This is a genomic window from Neopararhizobium haloflavum, from assembly GCF_002750855.1.
Classification (GTDB): Bacteria; Pseudomonadota; Alphaproteobacteria; order Rhizobiales; family Rhizobiaceae; genus Georhizobium; species Georhizobium haloflavum.
Window position 1 is genome coordinate 24,167 of record NZ_NWUC01000002.1, and the last position, 20,954, is coordinate 45,120.

The 20,954-nt window shown below is 63.5% G+C and carries 21 protein-coding genes, 1 tRNA gene and 1 pseudogene; 14 read left to right on the top strand and 9 right to left on the bottom strand.

Going from position 1 to position 20,954, the window contains the following annotated elements; translation table 11 throughout:
• The first annotated feature begins 7 nt into the window (after positions 1-7).
• From trbK-alt to CN673_RS21545, 9 genes and pseudogenes are all read left to right on the top strand, one after another.
• On the top strand, positions 8-292 hold the full coding sequence (gene trbK-alt / locus CN673_RS04490; protein WP_030091822.1) for a putative entry exclusion protein TrbK-alt: 285 nt from the start codon (positions 8-10) through the stop codon (positions 290-292).
• A 3-nt stretch (positions 293-295) separates the two neighbouring features.
• Positions 296-1,675, top strand: coding sequence for a P-type conjugative transfer protein TrbL (trbL, locus tag CN673_RS04495; protein WP_030091821.1), 1,380 nt, complete (start codon positions 296-298; stop codon positions 1,673-1,675).
• Positions 1,672-2,361 (top strand): conjugal transfer protein TrbF, encoded by a 690-nt coding sequence (gene trbF, locus CN673_RS04500; RefSeq protein WP_030091820.1) that lies wholly within the window; start codon positions 1,672-1,674, stop codon positions 2,359-2,361. The genes trbL and trbF overlap by 4 nt, the downstream gene beginning before the upstream one ends.
• Complete coding sequence (gene trbG / locus CN673_RS04505) at positions 2,358-3,371, top strand: P-type conjugative transfer protein TrbG (protein ID WP_030091819.1); 1,014 nt, start codon at positions 2,358-2,360, stop codon at positions 3,369-3,371. Before trbF ends, trbG begins: the two co-directional genes overlap by 4 nt.
• Positions 3,368-4,516: a TraB/TrbI/VirB10 family type IV secretion system protein gene (locus CN673_RS04510; protein WP_198585895.1), complete on the top strand. Its 1,149-nt coding sequence runs from the start codon at positions 3,368-3,370 to the stop codon at positions 4,514-4,516. Before trbG ends, CN673_RS04510 begins: the two co-directional genes overlap by 4 nt.
• A 2-nt stretch (positions 4,517-4,518) precedes the next feature.
• On the top strand, positions 4,519-4,734 hold the full coding sequence (locus CN673_RS04515) for a DUF2274 domain-containing protein (protein ID WP_030091817.1): 216 nt from the start codon (positions 4,519-4,521) through the stop codon (positions 4,732-4,734).
• Positions 4,735-4,868: 134 nt separating this feature from the next.
• Positions 4,869-5,183 carry a hypothetical protein gene (locus CN673_RS04520; protein WP_030091816.1) on the top strand — a complete coding sequence of 105 codons (315 nt, stop codon included), beginning with the start codon at positions 4,869-4,871 and terminating at the stop codon, positions 5,181-5,183.
• 19 nt (positions 5,184-5,202) lie between these two features.
• Positions 5,203-5,592: an HVO_A0114 family putative DNA-binding protein gene (locus CN673_RS04525; RefSeq protein WP_030091815.1), complete on the top strand. Its 390-nt coding sequence runs from the start codon at positions 5,203-5,205 to the stop codon at positions 5,590-5,592.
• Positions 5,589-6,680, top strand: a pseudogene (locus tag CN673_RS21545) (recombinase family protein); the annotation flags it as partial. The gene CN673_RS04525 and the pseudogene CN673_RS21545, both read left to right, overlap by 4 nt.
• A 48-nt stretch (positions 6,681-6,728) precedes the next feature.
• Here the strand turns inward: CN673_RS21545 and CN673_RS04540 are convergent.
• The 3 genes from CN673_RS04540 to CN673_RS04550 form a co-directional block, all read right to left on the bottom strand.
• Complete coding sequence (locus CN673_RS04540; protein WP_099865080.1) at positions 6,729-7,163, bottom strand: hypothetical protein; 435 nt, start codon at positions 7,161-7,163, stop codon at positions 6,729-6,731.
• Positions 7,164-7,208: 45 nt separating this feature from the next.
• Positions 7,209-7,298, bottom strand: a tRNA-Ser gene (locus CN673_RS04545).
• A 78-nt stretch (positions 7,299-7,376) separates the two neighbouring features.
• Positions 7,377-8,342, bottom strand: a complete 966-nt coding sequence (locus CN673_RS04550) for an AEC family transporter (RefSeq protein WP_099865081.1) — start codon at positions 8,340-8,342, stop codon at positions 7,377-7,379.
• A gap of 152 nt (positions 8,343-8,494) precedes the next feature.
• On the opposite strand from CN673_RS04550, the gene CN673_RS04555 reads away from it, so the two are divergent.
• Positions 8,495-9,610, top strand: a complete 1,116-nt coding sequence (locus CN673_RS04555; RefSeq protein WP_099865082.1) for a pyridoxal phosphate-dependent aminotransferase — start codon at positions 8,495-8,497, stop codon at positions 9,608-9,610.
• A 20-nt stretch (positions 9,611-9,630) separates the two neighbouring features.
• Here CN673_RS04555 and CN673_RS04560 read toward each other — a convergent pair whose 3' ends face one another.
• Positions 9,631-9,897, bottom strand: coding sequence for a sel1 repeat family protein (locus CN673_RS04560; RefSeq protein ID WP_099865083.1), 267 nt, complete (start codon positions 9,895-9,897; stop codon positions 9,631-9,633).
• Positions 9,898-10,377: 480 nt separating this feature from the next.
• Between CN673_RS04560 and CN673_RS04565 the strand changes: the two genes are divergently transcribed.
• A complete protein-coding gene (locus tag CN673_RS04565; protein ID WP_245409787.1) occupies positions 10,378-10,716 on the top strand; it encodes a DUF2147 domain-containing protein in 339 nt (112 codons plus the stop codon).
• A gap of 66 nt (positions 10,717-10,782) precedes the next feature.
• Positions 10,783-11,133, top strand: coding sequence for a DMT family protein (locus tag CN673_RS04570; RefSeq protein ID WP_099865084.1), 351 nt, complete (start codon positions 10,783-10,785; stop codon positions 11,131-11,133).
• A 12-nt stretch (positions 11,134-11,145) separates the two neighbouring features.
• Here the strand turns inward: CN673_RS04570 and CN673_RS04575 are convergent, their stop codons facing one another.
• On the bottom strand, positions 11,146-11,847 hold the full coding sequence (locus tag CN673_RS04575; protein ID WP_099865085.1) for a glutathione S-transferase N-terminal domain-containing protein: 702 nt from the start codon (positions 11,845-11,847) through the stop codon (positions 11,146-11,148).
• A 184-nt stretch (positions 11,848-12,031) separates the two neighbouring features.
• Here CN673_RS04575 and CN673_RS21080 point away from each other — a divergent pair, with 184 nt between their 5' ends.
• Positions 12,032-12,199, top strand: a complete 168-nt coding sequence (locus CN673_RS21080) for a hypothetical protein (RefSeq protein WP_198585896.1) — start codon at positions 12,032-12,034, stop codon at positions 12,197-12,199.
• 9 nt (positions 12,200-12,208) lie between these two features.
• On the opposite strand, the gene CN673_RS04580 is transcribed toward CN673_RS21080, so the two are convergent.
• Both CN673_RS04580 and CN673_RS04585 read right to left on the bottom strand, forming a co-directional pair.
• Positions 12,209-14,200, bottom strand: coding sequence for an AI-2E family transporter (locus tag CN673_RS04580; protein WP_099865086.1), 1,992 nt, complete (start codon positions 14,198-14,200; stop codon positions 12,209-12,211).
• A gap of 160 nt (positions 14,201-14,360) precedes the next feature.
• Positions 14,361-16,313 carry a HAMP domain-containing methyl-accepting chemotaxis protein gene (locus CN673_RS04585; protein WP_099865087.1) on the bottom strand — a complete coding sequence of 651 codons (1,953 nt, stop codon included), beginning with the start codon at positions 16,311-16,313 and terminating at the stop codon, positions 14,361-14,363.
• Between the two features lie 319 nt (positions 16,314-16,632).
• Here CN673_RS04585 and CN673_RS04590 point away from each other — a divergent pair, with 319 nt between their 5' ends.
• Positions 16,633-18,135, top strand: a complete 1,503-nt coding sequence (locus tag CN673_RS04590) for an AMP nucleosidase (RefSeq protein WP_099865088.1) — start codon at positions 16,633-16,635, stop codon at positions 18,133-18,135.
• Here the strand turns inward: CN673_RS04590 and CN673_RS04595 are convergent.
• Together CN673_RS04595 and CN673_RS04600 are read right to left on the bottom strand one after the other, a co-directional pair.
• Positions 18,104-19,054: a diacylglycerol/lipid kinase family protein gene (locus CN673_RS04595; protein WP_099865089.1), complete on the bottom strand. Its 951-nt coding sequence runs from the start codon at positions 19,052-19,054 to the stop codon at positions 18,104-18,106. The genes CN673_RS04590 and CN673_RS04595 overlap by 32 nt on opposite strands.
• Positions 19,055-19,190: 136 nt before the next feature.
• Positions 19,191-20,822 carry a BCCT family transporter gene (locus CN673_RS04600; protein WP_099865090.1) on the bottom strand — a complete coding sequence of 544 codons (1,632 nt, stop codon included), beginning with the start codon at positions 20,820-20,822 and terminating at the stop codon, positions 19,191-19,193.
• Between the last annotated feature and the right edge of the window lie 132 nt (positions 20,823-20,954).

A 20,954-nucleotide genomic window follows, 5' to 3' on the forward strand; every position in this document is an offset into this window, starting at 1 on the left:
CGCGGCCATGGACGGCAAGATGCTGGCCCGGCTGGGCGCAGTCATATTCGTGGCGATGGCCATCACCGCGACGGCCATCGAGAGGACCCGCAAGGAAGACACGCCGGCATTGCCGCCGCGTCTTGCCCAGCCCGAACGGGACCCGCTGCGAGAAGGGCAGCGCCGGTGCCAGCAGCTTGGGACAACGGCAGCCAGCGACGCCGAATGCCTGCGCGTTTGGGCCGAAACCCGCGACCGTTTTCTTGGCCGCTCGCCTGCGCCCGCCGCGCCGGCCTCCAGCGAAGGGCAGTGATGCATGGGCGGTGCGGGCGTCATCGACAATTTCCTCGGGGTCTTCACCCGATATATCGACTCCGGCTTCGGCCTGCTCGGCGGCGAGGTGGCGTTCATCGCCACAACGCTCATCGTCATCGACGTGACGCTCGCCGCACTGTTCTGGAGCTGGAACGCCGATGACGACATCATCGCTCGGCTTGTGAAGAAGACGCTGTTCGTCGGCGTGTTCGCTTATCTCATCGGCAACTGGAACAACCTCGCAAAGATCGTCTTCGACAGCTTCGCCGGCCTAGGGCTGAAAGCATCCGGCACGGGGTTCACCGCGCAGGATCTGATGCGGCCCGGCAAAGTGGCGCAGACCGGCCTCGACGCCGCGCGGCCGCTGCTCGACTCCATTTCCGACCTGATGGGCTGGGTGGCGTTCTTCGAGAACTTCATCCAGATCGCCTGCCTGCTGTTCGCCTGGGCGCTCGTAATCCTCGCCTTCTTCATCCTAGCGATCCAGCTTTTCGTGACGCTGATCGAGTTCAAGCTGTCCACGCTGGCGGGCTTCGTGCTGATCCCGTTCGGCCTCTTCGGCAAAACTGCCTTCATGGCCGAGCGCGTGCTTGGCAATGTCATTTCGTCCGGCATCAAGGTTCTGGTGCTGGCCGTCATCATCGGCATCGGCTCGACGCTGTTCTCGCAATTCACGCAAGGCTTCGGCGGCCAGACCCCGAGCATCGACGACGCCATGGCTGTCGTGCTCGCCGCCTTGTCCCTGCTCGGCCTCGGCATCTTCGGACCCGGCATCGCCTCCGGTCTGGTTTCGGGCGGGCCGCAGCTTGGCGCGGGCGCGGCGGTCGGCACCGGCCTGGCCGCCGGCGGCATGGTGCTCGCCGGCGGTGCTGCCGCAGGCGGTGCGGCCGGTCTCGCCGTCAAGGGAGGTGCCGCCGCTCTGTCCGGTGGAGCCGCGGCGGTTCGCGGCGGTGCAACCGCCGCAGGCGGGGCCTCCGCAGCCTACAGCATGGGTTCGCTCGGCCAGTCTGGCGCGGCGGGGGTCGCTTCCGGCCTGGGTGGCGTCGCTCGCGCCGCAGGCTCTGCCGCTGCATCCCCCTTGAAGCGTGCCGCCTCCAAAGCGTCGGAAGGCGTCAAATCCAGTATTTCCAATGGCGCGCGTGCTGCCTTCGGCGTGACGGGCGGATCATCCACCGCAGGCACCGTCAGCGGCGCGAGCGCCGGCCCCGAAACCGCAGCCGCATCGCCTTCAGCAACTGCCAGCCCCCCGGCCTGGGCGCAGCGGATGCGGCGCTCACAGTCCGTCAACCACGGCACCACCATGGCCGCCCATGCGGTTCGCTCGGGCGACAGCCACGGCGGCGGCTCCTCCGTCAATCTTTCCGAAAGTGACCGCTCATGAGCATCTTCAAACGACCATCGACCCATTACGGCAAATCGCCGGAACCCGAGACGCAATACCAGAAAGCCGCGCAGGTCTGGGACGAGCGCATAGGCTCAGCCCGCGTGCAGGCGAAGAACTGGCGCTATATGGCCTTCGGCTCGCTGATCCTCTCGGCCGGTTTTGCTTCGGCGTTGGTCTGGCAATCGGCGCGCGGGACCGTCGTGCCGTGGGTGGTGCAGGTCGATAATCTCGGCCAGGCGCAGACTGTCGCACCCGCCACGGCCGACTATCGGCCAAACGATCCGCAGATTGCTTTCCATCTCGGCCGCTTCATCGAACAGGTCCGGGCGATCCCGGCAGACGCCATCATTGTCCGGCAGAATTGGCTCCGCGCCTATGAATGGACCACGGATCGCGGCGCGGTGGCGCTCAACGACTACGCCCGCAGCAACGACCCCTTCACGAAGGTCGGACGGCAACAGGTCGCCGTGGAGGTGTCCAGCGTCATCCGGGCGTCGAACGACAGCTTCCGCGTGGCTTGGACAGAACGCCATTACGAGAACGGCCAGCTTTCCACGACCGAACGATGGACCGCGATCCTGACCATCGTGATCCAGACCCCGCGCGACGCCGAGCGCCTGCGCGCCAACCCGCTCGGCATCTACGTCAACGCCATCTCGTGGTCGCGGGAGATGAGCCAATGAGCACGTTGACCCGCAAACCCGCAGTTCCGGCTTTCCGTAAACACGGCCTTCCGGCTTTGCTGCTGTCCGCCACCATGCTGGCCGGTTGCGCTACCAACAAACCCCCGCAGTTCAGCTACGACCCCGACGTGCCATCGCTGCCCGTTGTGCCGGCCGCCGTCACCGATGACCTCCCCCGGCGATTGCACACGCCGCCGGCCTGGACCGTGGCGCGCGGCGGGACCGCCGCCGGGACACCGGCCGGCCGTGTCGAGAACGCCAATGCCGCCGCGCGCGTCGAGCCGCGCCGCGAGGGCTACTATAACGCCATCCAGATTTATCCCTGGTCGGAAGGTGCGCTCTATCAAGTATATGCCGCGCCGGGGCAGATCACCAATATTGCGCTGGAACCGGGCGAGAGCCTGACCGGCGCGGGACCGATTGCAGCAGGAGACACCGCCCGCTGGATCATCGGCGACACCGAAAGCGGCTCGGGCACAACGCGCCGCGTCCATATCCTCGTCAAACCGAGTCGGCCGGACATCGCCACGAACCTCGTCGTGACCACCGACCGGCGTACCTACATGATCGAGCTGCGCGCCCGCGAAGCCCTCTATATGCCGTCCGTCGCCTGGGCCTATCCGGCACAACCGGCAGGCCAGCGTCAGACCGTTCCGGCCGCACCGATCATCCCGGTCGAGGCGGCGCGCAACTATCGCTACGGCCTGACCGGCGATAACCCACCCTGGAAGCCTATCTCCGTCTTCGACGATGGCCGCCGCATCTATGTCATCTTCCCGCGCGGCATCGTGCAGGGCGAGATGCCGCCGATCTTCGTCATCGGCTCGGATGGCGAAACCCAGATCGTCAACAGCCGCATCCAGCAGAACATCCTCATCGTGGACCGCCTGTTCGGCGCGGCCGAATTGCGCCTTGGCAGCGGTGATCGCCAGCAGACGGTCAGGATCGTCCGCATCGAGCAACGGCAGGCTGCACAGCCGGCAAAAGCGACCGGAGAATCCCCGTCATGACCGAAGACACGATCCCTGTAGAAGCCGCAGCGGACACCACCGCACCCATGCGCCTGCGTGCCGAACCGCCCCGCGTCACCCGTCTGTCCCGCAAGATGCTGGCCGGCGTCGGAGCCGTCGCGCTGTTCGGGATCGGCGGGGCGCTGATCTATGCGCTCCAGACCCGTGACATGAGTGGCAGCGGTGACGAACTCTACTCGACCGAGAACCGCCCCACGGCGGACGGACTGTCCGGCCTGCCGCGCGACTATACCGGCCCGGTCCTGGGACCGGCATTGCCGGGCGATCTGGGCGGCCCGATCCTCGACGCGCAGAACCGGGGTCAACCCGTTGCCGCCCCCGTCATGGCGACGCCCGCCGTCGATCCTGCGGAACAGCGTCGTCTCGCCGAGGAAGAGGCCGCGCGCGTCAGCCGCGTCTTTTTCCAGACAACGCCCGGCACAGGGACCGCCAACCCGAGCCTTGCCGGCCTTGGCCTTGCCGCGCAGCCCGGCGCGACCGGCACGCAGGACCGGCATACGGCTTTCCTCAACGGCCCGGTGGATCGGCAGACGGTCGCCCTTGACCGCATCGCGGCGCCAGCCTCGCCCTACATCCTTCAGGCCGGGGCCGTGATCCCGGCGGCGATGATTACCGGCATCCGTTCGGACCTTCCCGGCCAGATCACCGCGCAGGTCACGGAGAACGTCTATGACAGCCCGACCGGCTCGCTTCTCCTGATCCCGCAGGGGACGCGCATCATCGGCCAGTACGATGCCGGCGTGACCTTCGGCCAGCGCCGCGTCCTGCTCGTCTGGAACCGCCTGATCCTGCCGAACGGCCGCTCCATCGTGCTGGAGCGTCAGCCCGGCGCGGACGCTTCCGGCTATGCCGGCCTTGAGGATGGCGTCGATTATCACTGGTGGGATCTGATGAAGGCCGCCGGCCTCTCGACGCTGCTCGGTATCGGCACGGAACTGGCGACAGACGACGAGGACCGGCTGATCCGCGCTATTCGCGACGGGGCGCAGGACACCATCAATCAGGCTGGGCAGCAGATCGTCCAGCGCCAGTTGCAGGTCGCACCGACGCTGACCATCCGGCCGGGCTTCCCGGTCAGGGTCATTGTGACGCGAGATTTAGTCCTCGAACCCTACAGGAATTGATTATGGCGAAGCTGAAACTCGGTCCTCTGGCCGACGACAGGCCGGTGAAGGTCACGCTGGAACTGCCGGCACCACTCCACCGTGACCTGATCGACTATGGCGCTCTGTTGGCCGATGGCGGTGCGCCGATCGAGCCTGCCAGACTTATCGTGCCGATGCTGGAGCGGTTCATCGCCACAGATCGCGGTTTCGCCAAGGCGCGGCGGCGACCCTCCTGATCCATCACGGCGGGGGTGCCGCCAGCGTACAGGCGCGAATGCGGCACGCTACACACCGCCGATCCCCCTCCATGCTTCGCTTAGTTCCGGGGCTTTAGCGCTCCTGACTCCACCAGCGAGACACGGAGGATACCATGTGCGCAGAGCGCCGCCACGCCCAACGAGGCCGCCCAAAGCAGCCAGCTCCTGGAACGCTACCCGACGATCTTTTCGACTATGACGACGATCCCGCGCCGCGCATCAGCCCGCCGCGCGGCAGTCCGCCTCATGTCTTCGACGTGGAGAAGCTGCCCGTCATCGACGACTGGCCCGAAGACGTGCCGATCACCGAGGCCGAGATTCACGTATTCGAGCGCTGGTTCGCCGATGTTTTTGACGAGATGTTCGGCTCAGTCGATCTGCCGGAAGACTTGAGAAAGTTATCTCTGTATGATAATGAAAAGCCGTAATGGATGATCGAGATGCGCCATGACGACACTCAAGGTCGGGATCGCCGAACCCGATGAAATGAAGGCCCGGACCATGCGAATCGCCAAGGGCGAGGAGAAGCCCGCGCCCGGCGATCCGACCGTTTGGTTCGCGTCCACCATGTCCTTTGCCAAGTTCCTGTCGCCCAGCAATTGCGAACTGCTCCGCATCATCCATGAGCGTGAGCCGGACTCGCTGGAGGAACTGGCCCAAATCACCGGCCGCGCGAAATCCAACCTGTCCCGGACCCTCAAGGCCATGGCTGGCTACGGCCTCGTCCGCATGGAGAAGGGCAAAGGCCTCAAGCTGGTGCCGAAGGTCATTCATGACCGCGTGGAGCTGGTCCTGCCCCTGATCGAACGGCGCAAGTCGAAAGGAACCCGCAAATGAACGCACAATCTCCCAACGTCGCCTTACGGGCGGCCCTCTACCTGCGCGTCTCGACCGCCCGGCAGGCCGAGCATGACGTGTCGATCCCCGACCAGCGCAAGCAGGGCGAGGCTTATTGCGCCGCGCGAGGCTATCAGCTTGTCGAAATCTTCGTGGAACCGGGTAACACGGCCACCAACGACCGCCGCCCGGAATTCCAGCGGATGATCGAGGCGGGCACGTCGAAACCTGCGCCCTTCGACGTGGTGCTGGTTCACAGCTTCTCGCGCTTCTTCCGCGACGCTTTCGACATGGAATATTACTATCGCAAGCTCGCCAAGAACGACGTGCGCCTGATTTCCATCACGCAAGAGTTGGGGGACGACCCGATCCACGACATGATGCGTCGGATCATGTCCCTGTTCGACGAATACCAGTCGAAGGAAAACGGCAAGCACGTCACGCGCGCCCTGAAGGAGAATGCCCGGCAAGGCTTCTGGAACGGAGCGTTGCCGCCGATCGGCTACCGGATCGCCGCCGCCGAACAACGTGGTGCCAAGACCAAGAAAAAGTTGGAAATCGACCCGCTGCACGCCGACACGATCCGCCTGATCTATCGGCTCGCGTTGGAAGGGCAAGGCGACAGCGGCCAGATGGGCGTCAAGGCGATCGTCAAGCATCTGAACGCCAAGGGCATCTTCACCCGCGACGGCGGTCGCTGGGGCATCGGCCAAGTCCATCGTGTCCTGACCCGCCGCACCTATATCGGCGAACATGAATGGGGAAAGCGCAGCAAGCACAACGACCCACGCGCTCCAGGCGAGATCGTCATCGTCCCGGTGCCCGCCATCATCGAGCGGGAGACTTTCGACGCCGTTCAGTCGCTTCTGCAGGCTCGCAACCCCAAGACCGAACTGCCCGCCCGTGTGGTGATCGGGCCGACCCTACTGACTGGTATCTGCTATTGCGGCGATTGCGGTGGTGCCATGACCATCCGCACCGGCAAGAGCGGCCGCTACCGTTACTATGCCTGCTCGATCAAGGCACGGCAGGGCGAGACCGGCTGCAAGGGCCGAGCGATCCCCATGGACAAGCTCGACGGCATGGTGGTCAGCCATATCGAAGACCGCTTGCTCGATCCCGCCCGTCTGGAGAAGCTACTCGGCAGCATCCTCGGCCGCCGCGAGGATCAGGCCGCGCGCCGCAGGGAGCACATCGCCTCTTTGCAGCGGCAGGCAACCGAATCGGAATCGCGCCTCAAGCGCCTCTATGATGCCATCGAGGTCGGCGTCGCTGATCTGGACGACCCGGCGCTCAAGGAGCGTATCGCCGGTCTCAAGGTCATCCGCGATCAGGCGCGGGCTGACGCCGACCGGGCGCAGGCGCTGCTCGAAAGCCCCGGCCACGGCGCCCTTAGCCCCGAAATGATCGAAGGGTTTGCACGCCGCGCGCGGGAGCGCATTCGCGGCCATGAGGGCGGCTATCGGCGGGATCACCTGCGCGCGCTGGCGCAGCGCGTCGAGGTCGCGGACGACGCAATTCGCATCATGGGATCGAAAACGGAGCTGCTGAAGACGCTTATTGCCGGTCAAGGGCGGCAATCGGCGGCAATTGGCGTGCCCAAAGGCGGTCTGAAATGGCGGAGAGGAAGGGATTCGAACCCTCGATACCGTCTCCGGTATACTCCCTTAGCAGGGGAGCGCCTTCGACCACTCGGCCACCTCTCCGCGTCGCTTCGAGCGTGGATAAAGAAAAGCGAAGCACTAATCAACACGGGTTCGGCGAAATTCCGCGTGGAGAGCGTTTCAGGCGAAGACGGCCGCGGCGATCAGCGCCCAGGCGAGCGTCGTCACGACCGCCATGCCGGTTGCGAGCGTCATGGCGGTGGAGGCCAGGCGCTGGCCGGTGTTGAAGCGCGAGGCGATCAGCCATGCATTGACGCCGGCGGGCAGCGATGCGGCGATGACGGCGACCTGAGCGGGGACCGGCGGCAGGCCGATGATGAGCGCCATGACGAGCGCGACGGCCGGCATCAGCACGAGCTTGACGGCCGAAAGCGTCAGCGCCGGCACGAGATGCCCGTGAAGGCCGAATTTGCGCAGGCTCATGCCCATGGCGACGAGAGCGAGCGGACCGGCCACGCTCGCCACCGTGTCGACCAGACGGGTGGCCAGTGGCGGCAGCGGCTTGCCGATGAGACGACCCGCCAGGCCGCACAGGATGCCGATCACCAGCGGGTTGGTCAGGAACTGTCGGACGAAATTGCCCAGCATGGCGCGTGGTCCGCGGCGCTCGCCGGATGCAGTGACGCCGTCGCGGTGCAGCGCCCATTCGAACAGCACCATCGACGTGGCAAGCATGATGGCGAGGTGCACCGAAATGATGAGGCTGAGCGTCAGCAGGCCCTCGTCGCCGAACATGCCGGAGACGAGCGGCAAGCCAACGAGTACCAGATTCGAGAAGGCGGAGGTGACACCGGCGACGACGCCGGCGCGCGCATCGCGGCCGTACCCCTTTCGGATGATCAGATGACCAGCGGTCCAGGTGACCGCGACGGAGGTAAAATAGGCAATCCACAACCCCCAGGGCGGCCCGCCGGTGAAATCGGCATTGATCAGGGTCCGAAAGAGCAGAAGCGGGATGGCGATGGTGAAGACGAAGTCGCTCAAGCCTTCGTCAGTTCCCGGCTTCAGGATCTTCGCGGCCGCAGCGCCATAGCCGACGACGATCAGCAGGAAGACGAACAGGATCGTTTCAACGAAAGGCGGCATGGTGGTTCCTGGTGCCGGCGGGAATGAGACGCCGGCGCTTCCATTCCCTTACAGTTCGCGCGGCAGTGCGCCAACCGCCTCCAGCGGGAGGCTGCCTTGCGTCAGCCGCGTGCAGGCGCTACCACCCGCGCCAGATGGAGAGAGGATATCTGATGACCGGCTTTCAGCGATTCACGCCGCTTCTTGAGAGCCTGCCGGCCACCGTTCCCTTTGTCGGACCGGAGACGCAGGAACGTCAACGCGGCGCCACGTTCGACGCGCGGCTCGGCGCCAATGAGAGCGGCTTCGGGCCCGCCCCCTCGGTGATCAAGGCGATGGCGGACAGCGCGGCGGACGCCTGGAAGTATTGTGACGCGGAAAACTATCGCCTGCGCACCGCGCTGAGCCGCCATCTCGGCGTGCCTTACGACGCGATCGTGATCGGCGAAGGCATCGACGGTCTTCTCGGACTGATTGCCCGCATGATCATCGAGGCGGGAGCGCCGGTCGTCACTTCGCTCGGCGCCTATCCGACATTCAACTATCACGTCGCGGGCTTCGGCGGGCGGCTCGTCACCGTTCCCTATCGCGACGACCGAGAAGATCTCGCCGGCCTCGCGGATGCCGTCCGGCGCGAGAATGCTCCGCTCGTCTATCTGGCGAATCCGGACAATCCGATGGGAAGCTGGTGGGCCGCTGACGAGATCACGCGCTTCGTCGAGGCGCTGCCCGACACCACGATGCTGATTCTCGACGAGGCCTATGGCGAGACGGCGCCGGCCGATGCCCTGCCGAAAGCCGATGCTTTCCTCGATCGGCCGAACGTCGTGCGCATGCGGACTTTCTCCAAGGCCTATGGCCTTGCGGGCCTGCGAATGGGTTACGCGTTCGGCGAGCCCTCGACCATCAAGGCGTTCGACAAGATCCGCAATCATTTCGGAATCAACCGCCAGGGACAAATCGCTGCCGAAGCGGCGCTGAAGGACCAGGCCCATCTGGTCCATGTGGTCAAAAGCGTCGCGGCGGCGCGCGAGCGGATCGGCGCGATGGCCCGGGACAACGGGCTGACACCCCTGCCCTCGGCGACGAACTTCGTCGCGATCGACTGCGGGCGCGACGGTGATTTCGCGCGGGCCGTTCTTTCAGCGCTGGTGAAGAACGGCGTCTTCGTGCGCATGCCCGGCGTTGCACCGCTCGATCGCTGCATTCGCGTGTCGACGGGCCCGGACGCCGAGCTCGATATTCTGCAGGAACGATTGCCGGACGCGCTGGCCGCCGCCGGCCGCTGAAAGCCCTGCCTGCAGCAGTCTCAGTGCATGGTCATCCATTCCCGCGCGGCGCGAAGCGCGGCGGCAAGGTCCGCCTTGGTCATCGAAGCAGCTACGTCGGCGCGCAACTCGGCGGCTCTGTCAGAGCCCTTGATCGCGGCGATGTTCAGCCATTTGTGGGCCGCCACGAGATCAAGCGGACGCTCGCGCCCCGTGGCGTATTTGAGGCCCATCTCGCAAAAGATGTCGGCGCTGGCGGTGCCGCCCGAATGGGCGAGTTCGTAATCAAGAATGTCAAAGCGTGCCATGATTGAAGTCCCCGTTCGCAAATGTCGTTTCTTCGTTATCCCTGTCGCACTCTCGAGGCGCATTTCGCGTTTCTTCTTCGCCTCCCGGACCGGCGGCTTGAGCCGCTCTTGTTCCGGTATCCGGCCGGTTCGCCCGGCGCTTCGTTGTTGGACCCAATATGACGGGCACGGCTGAAATCGCCGTTAAAACACGTGCTTAACTGGACACAAACAAAGTTCAAATGCTTCGTAAATTTGGGTTTTCGTTAAACATCGCCGTCCCTGCCGCACAGGCGTTGGCGTCGAAAATTTGCACAAAATTTACCCGGCGAAATCAACCGAACGCTAACCATGGAAGCAGCGGGCAATTTGCACGCTCCCGAAAGAGGTCGCTCCGAGGTGCGTGAAATGCGGTTTACGTTTACGTGAACGTTATCTATAGTGTCGCTGTTCCGCCTGGAGGATTGGCGGGACGCCAGCGCTATTGGGGAGGATCGCCTTATGCTGCGTCATACAGTTCTTGCCATTGCCCTTGTGACATCGACAGCGGCGCTTGCCGCCGAGCCCATCGAGGGCACATGGCTTCGCCCTTCGACCGGCACGCTCGTCACGTTCGCGCCCTGCGCCAATGGATATTGCGGGACAGTGCAGAACGGGGAATTCCAGGGACAGCAGATCGGCGCGCTTGCCGGCTCTGGTGCGTCCTACAGCGGATCAATCACCGATCTTGCCGAGGACAAGACCTACAAGGGGCGCGCCAATATCGAGGGCAACGCCATGAAACTGGAGGGCTGCGTGCTCGCCGTGCTGTGCCGCGGCGAAACCTGGCAGCGGCAATAGGCGTCTTGCAAGAATTGGCAGTTGTGTCATCTGTGATCGATCCCATCGATCCGGACCGATAACGACATGACTTTGACGGCGATCGCGCCCATCCTGCTCCTCGCCGTGTCGAACGTCTTCATGACGTTCGCCTGGTATGGCCATCTCAAATTCGAGAACAAGGCGCTGTGGCTGGTCATCCTGGCCAGTTGGGGCATCGCCTTCTTCGAATACTGCCTCGCGGTTCCGGCCAATCGGATCGGCCACCGGGTCTATTCGGCGGCCGAACTGAAAACCATGCAGGAAGTGATCACACTCGCGGTCTTCGCGGTCTTTTCCGTCTACTATCTCGGTGAGAAGATCACCATCAACCACTTCGTCGGGTTCTCGCTGATCGCCGGCGGGGCCTTCTTCATCTTCAAGGGCCCCATCGGCTGATCGGCATCTTGATCAGCGTGCGCGCTGGCCGAACAGGACCTTCTGGGCATCCTGGTCCTCGGCGATGTTGCGCCGGTGCTCCTCGCCGACCTTCAGCCCTTTCGCCACCGCCGGGCGGGCCAGCATCGTCTCGAACCAGCGCTTGAGGTTGGGGAACTCGTTGATGTCCTGACCCTGGTTCTCATAGGGCTTGACCCAACCAACCGACGCCATGTCGGCGATCGAGTAGTCGCCGGCCAGAAACTCGCGATCGGCCAGCCGCTTGTTCATGACGCCGTAGAGGCGATGAACCTCGTTGGTATAGCGGTCGATGCCGTACTTGATCTTTTCCGGAGCGTACTGACGGAAGTGGTGCGCCTGGCCGGCCATCGGACCGAGGCCCCCCATCTGCCAGAACAGCCACTGATCGACCTCGACGCGGGCGCGTTCGTCCTCGGGATAGAACTTGCCGAACTTGCGGCCGAGATACTGCAAAATCGCGCCGGATTCGAAAACGGAGATCGGCTCGCCGCCAGGACCTTCGGGATCGACGATCGCCGGCATGCGATTGTTGGGTGCGATCTTGAGGAAGCCGGGTTCAAATTGCTCGCCCTTGCCGATGTTGACGTATTTGACGTCATAGGGAATGCCGGCCTCTTCCAGGAAAATCGTGACTTTCCAGCCATTCGGTGTCGGCCAGTAGTGCAGTTCGATCGGCTTGGTCTGTGTGGTCATCGGTCAACGGCCCTTTCGCGTTGGATTGTGTCCGCCTCAAGGTAGGTCCCGTCGATGCCGGCGCAAGGCCGGATGTGAATGCGGCATGAATGCGGCCATCAGGAGCGGTTCAGAAGCAAGGACTTATAAACGGTGTCATCAAAGCCGCATCGGGCGGGCAACACCAGACCGGAGGACAAGCGACATGATCAGGAGGACGAAACAAGGCATCGCCACCGGGCTTCGCATCGCCCTTCTGACGGCCGTCTTCGTCGGACCGGTCGGCGCGTTCGCCATGGCCAATGCCAACACGCAAGGCGGCGTCACGGGCGCTGGGCTCGTCATCTTCGTCAGCCTGCAACGCGCCGGCTGACACCAGCCCTTACCCGGCTGGCTGCGGTGCGGCCATGGGCCCATGCGATTCTGTGTGCGCTGCCTGCTCTTTCCGCGCCGCCTCAGGGTCCGTCGCTGCGATCGGCTCCAGGACATCGACCAGTTCGTTGATCGTCGTCACCACGCTATCGCTGCCGATCGCCTCGATCAGCTTTTCAAGCTCCTCGCGCTTTCCTTCCATGCCCCAGAAGGCGATGATGACCGTCATCTCCTCCTTGGTACGTCGCAGCCTTCGCACCAGATAGCGGGCATGCGCGATCGATTCGGTGTTCAGGTAGCCGACGATGACCGTCTGAACGTCCGTGAAGTCGAAGCTGCGCAATTGCGTCGCCTGCATCATCTCATGCGGCAGCGCCAATGCGGGCACGTGGGCATGCTGAAGGGCATCGCACAGCATCACGGCGGCCGCGTCGTCGAGATTGCCGCGCGCACCGGCGCAGACGACCTTGCCCGGCCGGATCGTCGGAGCCGCAAGCCGTCCGGCTTTCCGCTCGCGCCGCTCCTCCCCCACGTCCTCGGCGGCATCGGCGTCCGCTTCTTCCGGCTCGACGTCTTCATGCTCCTCCAGATTTTCGACGAGTTCCTCAGCGCCGCTCGCCACCATCTCGCGCTGATGTTCATCAAGGACGCCGCGCACCCGATCGAACTCGACGAGAACGAGGGCCGGCAAGGCCACTTCATCGTAGAATTCGCGGATCGGCCGGTCCTTGAGGAACAGTTCGGCCTGTTCGGTCGCCTCATCCGGATCGCCCGCGAGAAGACGCTGGTAGAGCCGTTCATGGGGCGCCAGCACCGGCTCGTTGCCAAGCAGGATATCGAGGAACTCAAATTGCGGCACGTGCCGGCCAAGGACGACGAAGCAAACGGTGAGCGGGGTGGAAAGAAGGAGCCCGATGGGCCCCCACAGCCATGTCCAGAAGATCGCTGCGAGAATGATGGCCACCGGTGAAAGGCCGGTGCGCGAGCCGTAGAGCCATGGCTCGATGAGATTGTTGGAGATCAGCTCGAGGGTGATGATGAGCGCCGCCGTCCACAAAAGCATCGTCCAGCCGGGATCGACCGCGACGGAGAGCGCCAGAGGAAAGAAGGCGGCAATGACAGGCCCGACATAGGGAACGAAGCGCAGGACGAGACACAGAAGGCCCCACAGAAGCGCGTTGGGAACGCCGATCACCCACAGACCGAAGGAGATCGGCACCGCATAGGTCACGTTGACGATAAGCTGCATCATCAGATACTGCGCCACGCGCCGGCCGGCATCCTGCAACGCATTGGTCGTTCGGTGCAGATCCGCCGCACCGACGAGACGGATGAAGCGATCGCGCAGGTCCTCCCGTCTGAGCAGCATGAAAATCACGAAAACGATCACGATGCCGCCGGTCGCCAGAGGTTCGACAAGCGGCGTGATGATCGATTGCAGCATTTCCAGCGGTGCGAGTTCGGCTTCCTCGATGCGCACCGGTAGCGGGTCCGGCTCCTCCTCTTCCGCCGTGCCGGCCTCTTCCCGCGATTCCTGAATTTCCTTTTCCAGCGCCTCGAGCATCCGCGCGGCCCGATCAAACGAGCCTTGCGCCATCTCCATATTCTTGAAGTCGCGGATCTTGTTCTGGATGTTGTACTGGTAAGAGGACAGGTTGGAGGCGAGATTGCTGACCTGGTTCGCGACGACGACGCCGAAAACGAAGATCGCGAACATCGCCATCGCGACCACAGTGATGACCGCGATGGTCCGTGGGATGCGCCAGCGGCGCAGCAGCGAGACGATCGGCGAGAGCAGGAACGTCAGAAGGACCGCAAGCGCGATCGGGACGAACACCTCCCGACCGAAATAGAGCGCCGTAACGAGCGCGACCCCCGCCAGAAGGGTCTGCGGCCCGAATATTCCATGCGGACGGGCGGCAGGCGCGGCGGAAGCCACATGCGCAGGCTGGCGCTGAGCAACGGCCACGCCTTTCGATCTCTTCTTTTCGGAAGCCGGCATTCCCACTCGCCCCGCTCGCACCTGACCCAACGCCTCACCGCGAGCGCCGGTCAGACGTCATTGGAACGGGACGGGGCGCGTTTGGTTCCGTGCCAGACCATGATGCAGAAAGGGGCGACTTACGCCGCCCCTTTCGTTTTTCTCCAATGTGCCGGAAAGCTCAGAACTCTTCCCAGCCTTCATCGACAGCGAGCGCGGTGTTGCCGCTGGTGCGCATCGGGAAGGCGCCGGCGAGCTTTCGGCCTAGCGCGCGTGCAGGCGATTCCCGCGTCCCCGCCGGTTCGCCGGCCGGTGCGCCATCGTCGAGGCGCGTTGCCGGTTTCATCTCGCCCTCGCCCAGCTTGAACTGTGCCAGAAGCTCGTTGAGCGCGGATGCCTCGCGGGCCAGGCTATGGCTCGCTGCCGTCGACTGTTCCACCATCGCCGCGTTCTGCTGGGTGTTCTGGTCGATGCTGGTCACGGCGGTGTTGATCTCGCCGAGGCCGATCGACTGCTCGCGGGATGATTCAACGATCGCCGTAACGTGGCGGTTGATTTCCTGAACCTCCGCGACGATCGCCTGAAGGGCCGTGCCCGTCTGTCCGACGAGATCGGCCCCGTTCTTGACCTGCTCGCCCGAACTGGTGATCAGAGCCTTGATCTCCTTGGCGGCGTTGGCCGAGCGCTGGGCCAGTTCACGCACTTCCTGGGCGACGACAGCGAAGCCCTTCCCGGCATCACCCGCACGCGCGGCCTCGACCCCGGCGTTGAGCGCCAGAAGGTTGGTCTGGAACGCGATATCGTCGATCACGCCGATGATGTTGCCGATCTGACCGGATGAGGTTTCGATCTCGCCCATGGCGGCGACGGCGCGCGAGACTACCTGGCCGGAGCGCTCGGCGCCGTCCTTGGTTCTTGCGACGAGCGAACCGGCTTCCTCGGCCCGACGGGTCGCATCCTTCACGGTCGTCGTCAGTTGTTCCAGCGCAGCCGCGGTCTCCTCGACCGAGGCGGCCTGCTGCTCGGTGCGCTTGGACAGATCGTCTGCCGCCGCCCGGATTTCCTCCGAACCGGCATGGATGGCCCGTGCGTTCTGACCGACCGAGCCGAGCGCCGCTTCAAGCTTTGCCACCGATCCGTTGAAATCGGTGCGCAGATCATCGAGTGCACCTGCGAACGGTGTTTCGATGCGATAGGCAACGTCACCGTCGGACAGCCGGCCGAGACCCTCGCCGAGCGCCTTGACGGCGTGATCGAGTTCGCGCGCTTCGCGGGCCTTCTGAGCCTCGCGCTCTTGACGTTCCTTTTCCGAGAGCGAACGGCCTTCCTCGGCTTCACGCTCGAGGCGCACCTTGTCGAGGGCGGCGTCACGGAAGACGCCCACGGCGGCAGCCATCTGACCGATCTCGTCGCGACGCTCGGTGTAGGGAATCGGCTGCTCCAGATCACCGGCCGCCAGATTGTTCATCGAGTGCGTGATGCGCGTGATCGGCTGCGAAACCCGGCGAAGCGCAAGGAAGCCGGCGATGACCGCCAGGAGAAGCGAGACGCCGATCGATCCGATCGTGAGATTGCGCGCCTGGAGATATTCGGCCTGGCTGGCCGCCATCTGCCGGTCGGTGACGCCGTTGTTGAATTCGAGCAGCCCGTCGATGACGACGTCGATCTCGTCATAGGCTTCCTTCATCGGGCCCATGAACTGGGCTTCGGCGATCGGCTTCTTGCCGTCGTTCGAGAAGACCAGCATCTCGTCGGCAAGGGCGAGATAGTTGCTCCATTTGCCACGGAACTCTGCGAAAGCCTGCTGCGAACGCTCCATGGTGAGATAGGACTCATATTCCGTCGCGAGTTGCTCGACCACAGCGGTGCGCCGCGCGATGCGATCATCCATGGCCGCGCGATCCTGCGGGAACGTTGCCATAAGGTGGTTCGAATGAGCCAGGCGGACGTCCCCGGCGGCCGTGTTCAACTGGTTGATCAGATTGACGATGGAAAGGCGACGTTCGCCGAATTCCATGACTTGCGCCTGCAGCGTTCCGATCGCCGACAGGCCAATTGCCCCCTGGGCGAGGCCGATAACGGCCAACAGCGCAAACAGCGCTGGCAACAGCACCTTGATCTTGATTTTTGACATGATTGAAGCCCCCCAAATCGTCGGCAGAAGGCGTGGCGTGCGACATGCGTCGCTTATCGCCGATGCGCCCTGGCATCGCCGCTGACCGTACGAACGGATTTTCTGAAGTGTCCCTCATGCCGCGCAGGCGGCCTCGACCCGGTGCATCATGCGGGCCGTGCCGCTTGAAGGCCGGTTTCCTGGGTCTTCGGAACTCTCGCCGCCGCAAGTGTAGAAAATCTTAAGGCACAACCCCAAATTCCACAGTCGCGGGCGGCGTTGAAAGAGTTTTCGGCCGTACGATGATTTCCCTGTCACGAGGCAGTGTTTATAGTGGCGTATGGACAAGAAGACTTTTGAACAATCCGACGCCCAAATCCTTTCACCCGAGGCTTTCGAGCCGCAATCCTTCTCGAATGCCGAAGCGGCGGTCGATGCGCTGAAGGCGCTTTATGCGCGCAACACGCAATTCCTGACCGACGCGTTCAAATCGCTTGGCGAAGGCGGTCCGCCGCGTGGGCGATATCGCGCCTACTATCCGCAGATATCGATCTACACGGCAAGCTTCAGCCATGTGGATTCGCGGCTTTCCTACGGCCACGTGACGATGCCTGGCCACTACACGACGACGATCACGCGGCCGGAGCTCTTCGACACATATCTGGTCGATCAGATCGGCCTTTTGACGAAAAGCCATGGCGTCCCCGTCATCGTCTCGGAATCGGATACGCCGATCCCGCTGCACTTTGCGTTCGGGGAGGATGCCTATGTGGAGGCCTCCTTCGCCGAGAACATCAATCAGCCGCTGCGCGATCTGTTCGACACGCCGGACCTGACGACGACGGACGATGAGATCGCCAATGGCTCCTATGAGCCAGGTCCTGGTGCGCCTTCGCCGCTGGCCCCGTTCACCGCCCAGCGCATCGACTATTCCCTCGCCCGCCTCTCCCATTATACGGCAACCAGCGCAGCGCATTTCCAGAACTTCGTTCTTTTCACGAACTATCAGTTCTATGTTGATGAATTCTGCGCGTTCGCACGGCGTCTGATGGCCGATGGCGGGGGCGATTACGAAGCCTTTGTCGAGCCGGGCAACCTGATAACGCGGGCAGGCGCGGAGGAGCCGAGCGAAGGCGTCTCGCTCTCCCGCATGCCGCAGATGCCAGCCTATCACCTGAAGAAGAAGGGCCATGGCGGCATCACCATGGTCAATATCGGGGTCGGGCCGTCCAACGCCAAGACGATCACCGACCATATCGCGGTTCTGCGCCCGCATGCATGGCTGATGCTCGGCCACTGCGCTGGGCTGCGGAACAGCCAGGCGCTCGGCGATTACGTGCTGGCGCATGCCTATGTGCGCGAGGATCACGTCCTCGACGACGATCTGCCGGTCTGGGTGCCGATCCCCGCGCTGGCGGAAGTCCAGGTCGCGCTGCAGGATTCCGTCGCTGAGGTGACCGGGCTCGACGGCTACGATCTCAAGCGGATCATGCGGACCGGAACCGTCGCGACCATCGACAACCGCAACTGGGAACTGCGCGACCAGCGCGGTCCGGTCAAGCGGCTTTCCCAATCACGCGCCATCGCGCTTGACATGGAGTCGGCGACGATCGCGGCCAACGGTTTTCGCTTTCGCGTGCCCTATGGCACGCTTCTCTGTGTCTCGGACAAGCCGCTGCACGGGGAACTGAAGCTGCCGGGCATGGCGACGGCCTTTTATCGCACACAGGTCAGCCAGCATCTGGAGATCGGGATCCGGGCGATGGAAAAGCTCGCGGCAATGCCGCCCGAACGGTTGCATTCGCGCAAGCTCAGGAGCTTTTACGAGACGGCGTTTCAGTGACCTCGCGCTCGGCCTCGATGGCGGGGCGCGGGGCGAGCACCTTGAGTTCGCCAGCGTGGAGCTTCAACACGACGTCGCGCTCCAACGGTATAAGCTCGCCATCGATGACTGCCCTCGCCTTCGAATAGAGCTTGGGAAAATAGAGATGGACCCGCTTGGCACCGATCTCGTCTATGTTTTCGTTCATCCGGAATCGTCGGGCCAGAATATCGGCGGAAAGCTTGGCCATGGCGGCCGGTGACAAGGCCTTTGCGATATAGACGCCGAGCCTGCCCTCGGTGAGCGTATCGGCATAAAGCAGGGAATCGTTGCCGTAGCGGTTGTTGGAAACCGCGATCGCCGAGACCTTGCGCTCCTGCAGGTCGCCGTCGATATCGATGATGACCTTGAACACGGGCGGATTGAGAATGACACCGGCAGCGGCCCGGGTCGTCGCCATGATCTTGCCCAAGCGCGACTTGAAGCTGAAGGAATTGCGCAGACGCACCATGCGCGCCTGCATGCCGAGCGAATACTGGTGCACGAAGGCGCGCCCGTTCGCCGAGCCGATGTCGGCGTTCATGACCTCGCCTCCCGCCAGCGCCTCGAGTGCCTCTTCCAGGTCGAGCGGGACCTTGAGGGAGCGAGCGAAGAGGTTCATCGTGCCGGCCGGCACGACGCCGAGCGGGATACCGGCCTTCCACGCGATGCCAGCGGCGGTCGAGATCGTTCCGTCGCCGCCGCCCGCCAACATGACGTCGACATCGTCGCGGCCCGCAACGGCTTCCAGCCGGCGCTTGATCTGACTGCCGCTCACCGGCTCGCAAGTCAGATCGTGACCCTGCCGGCCGAATATCTCTGTCGCCTGCTTGCAGAAGGCATCGAGATCCATCGTGCGGAACGTCCCGCCATCGCGGTTCAAGACGGCATGAATTTTCATGAGATGGTTTCCTGGTCGATCCCGCACGGCCCCGTGAACACCGCGTTTGGCAAAAACGCACGCGGCCCCATTTGGTTGCCGTCAACGCTGACGCCGTCACGCGGGAGGCAGCACCACCGCGCCGATTGCCATCCGATCACGTTTCCTTTGCAAGCTCGGGCGGGCCTTCGAGAGCGCTTTCGCCGGCATAGGCGTCCGGCGCATTGGCTTCGGCCTCCTTCTCGGTGCGATACCACTGGTCGTAGCGGTAGAGCACGAGTTTGTCGCGGCCGAGCCCGCGCATCAGGCCATACATCAGAACAAGAATGACGAAGGCGAAGGGGAAGCCGGCGACGACGGCAGCGGCCTGCAAGGCTTCCAGACCGCCAGCGACGAGCAGGACCGCCGCGATGCAGCCTTCCGTGATCGCCCAGAAAAGGCGCTGGATCTTCGGCGGGTTGGAATGGCCGCCCGCCGTCAGCATGTCGATGACGAAGCTCCCGCTGTCCGACGAGGTGACGAACCACAGCATGATCATCAGGATCACCACCACTGTGATGACGTTGGTCAGCGGGAAGAACTGCAGAAGCTGAAAGATGGCAGCACCGTAGCTGTCGTTGGTCGCAGCGATCAGCCCCGGATCGCCAGCCATTTCCATGTTGAGCGCCGTTCCGCCGAAGGCTGTGAACCAGAAGAACAAGATTGCGGTCGGGACGAAGAGCACACCGAGGATGAATTCGCGCACCGTGCGCCCGCGCGAGATGCGAGCGATGAAAATCCCGACGAAAGGCGACCAGGAAATCCACCACGCCCAATAGAAGATCGTCCAGTCGACCTGCCAGTCGGTGCCCGAATAGGCCTCGCCCCAGAAACTGAAATAGACGATATCGTTGAGATAGTTGCCAACGTTTTCGATGAAGCTGTCAAAGATGAAGAGCGTCGGGCCGGTCGCGACGATGAAGGCGAGCAGAGCGAAACTCAGATAAATGTTGATCTCGCTGATCCGTTTGATGCCGGCGTCCAGCCCCATCATGACCGAGAAGGTGGCAATCCCGGTGATGATGGCGATGAGCAGGAGTTGCAGGCCGATGTTGTCGCCGACGCCAAACAGACTTCCGAGACCGTCGTTGATCTGGATCACGCCGAGACCGAGCGAGGTCACGATGCCGAACATGGTGCCAAAGACTGCCAGCGTATCGACGGCATGACCCCAGCCGCCGTAGATGCGCTCTCCGATCAGGGGATAGAGCGCTGAACGGATGGAGAGCGGCAGGCCCTGGCGATAGTGGAAATAGGCCAGCGCCAGCCCCACCATGCAATAGATGCCCCAACCGTGCAGACCCCAGTGCAGGAAGGAAAGCGTCATCGCCTGCTCGGCCGCCTCGACGCTTTCGGCCTCGGCGATCGGCGGCGAGGAAAAATGGAACAGCGGCTCAGCGACCGCCCAGTAAAGAAGACCGATGCCGATGCCAGCACTGAACAGCATAGCCGTCCAGGAAAGCAGGCCATATTCCGGTGTCTCCGTCTGGCCACCGAGGCGAATGTCGCCGAACCGGCCGAAAGCCACGTAAAGGCTGAGCAGCAGGGCAATGTTGACGGTGATGATGAGGAACCAGCCGAAATAATCGGCGATGGCCGATTGCGCACCGAGGAACAGCGTGCTGGCGGTTTCGGTGAAGATACCCCCGAAGATGATGAAGCCGACGATCAGGAGCGCCGACACAGCGAAGACCGGCCTGCTCACATGTGGAAAGGGTCCGAGCGGTCCGGTCTCTACCTGTCGTGTCATCTGGCGAAGTCCCCTGCTTTGGAAAAGGCCATGGGGATGTTGTCGATTGAAAGTCTGCGTTGAACGTCCCCACACTCCCATTCACAATGCGTGAACGGAAATGCGGTTCCCTCAGCGTGTTTGAAAATGCGC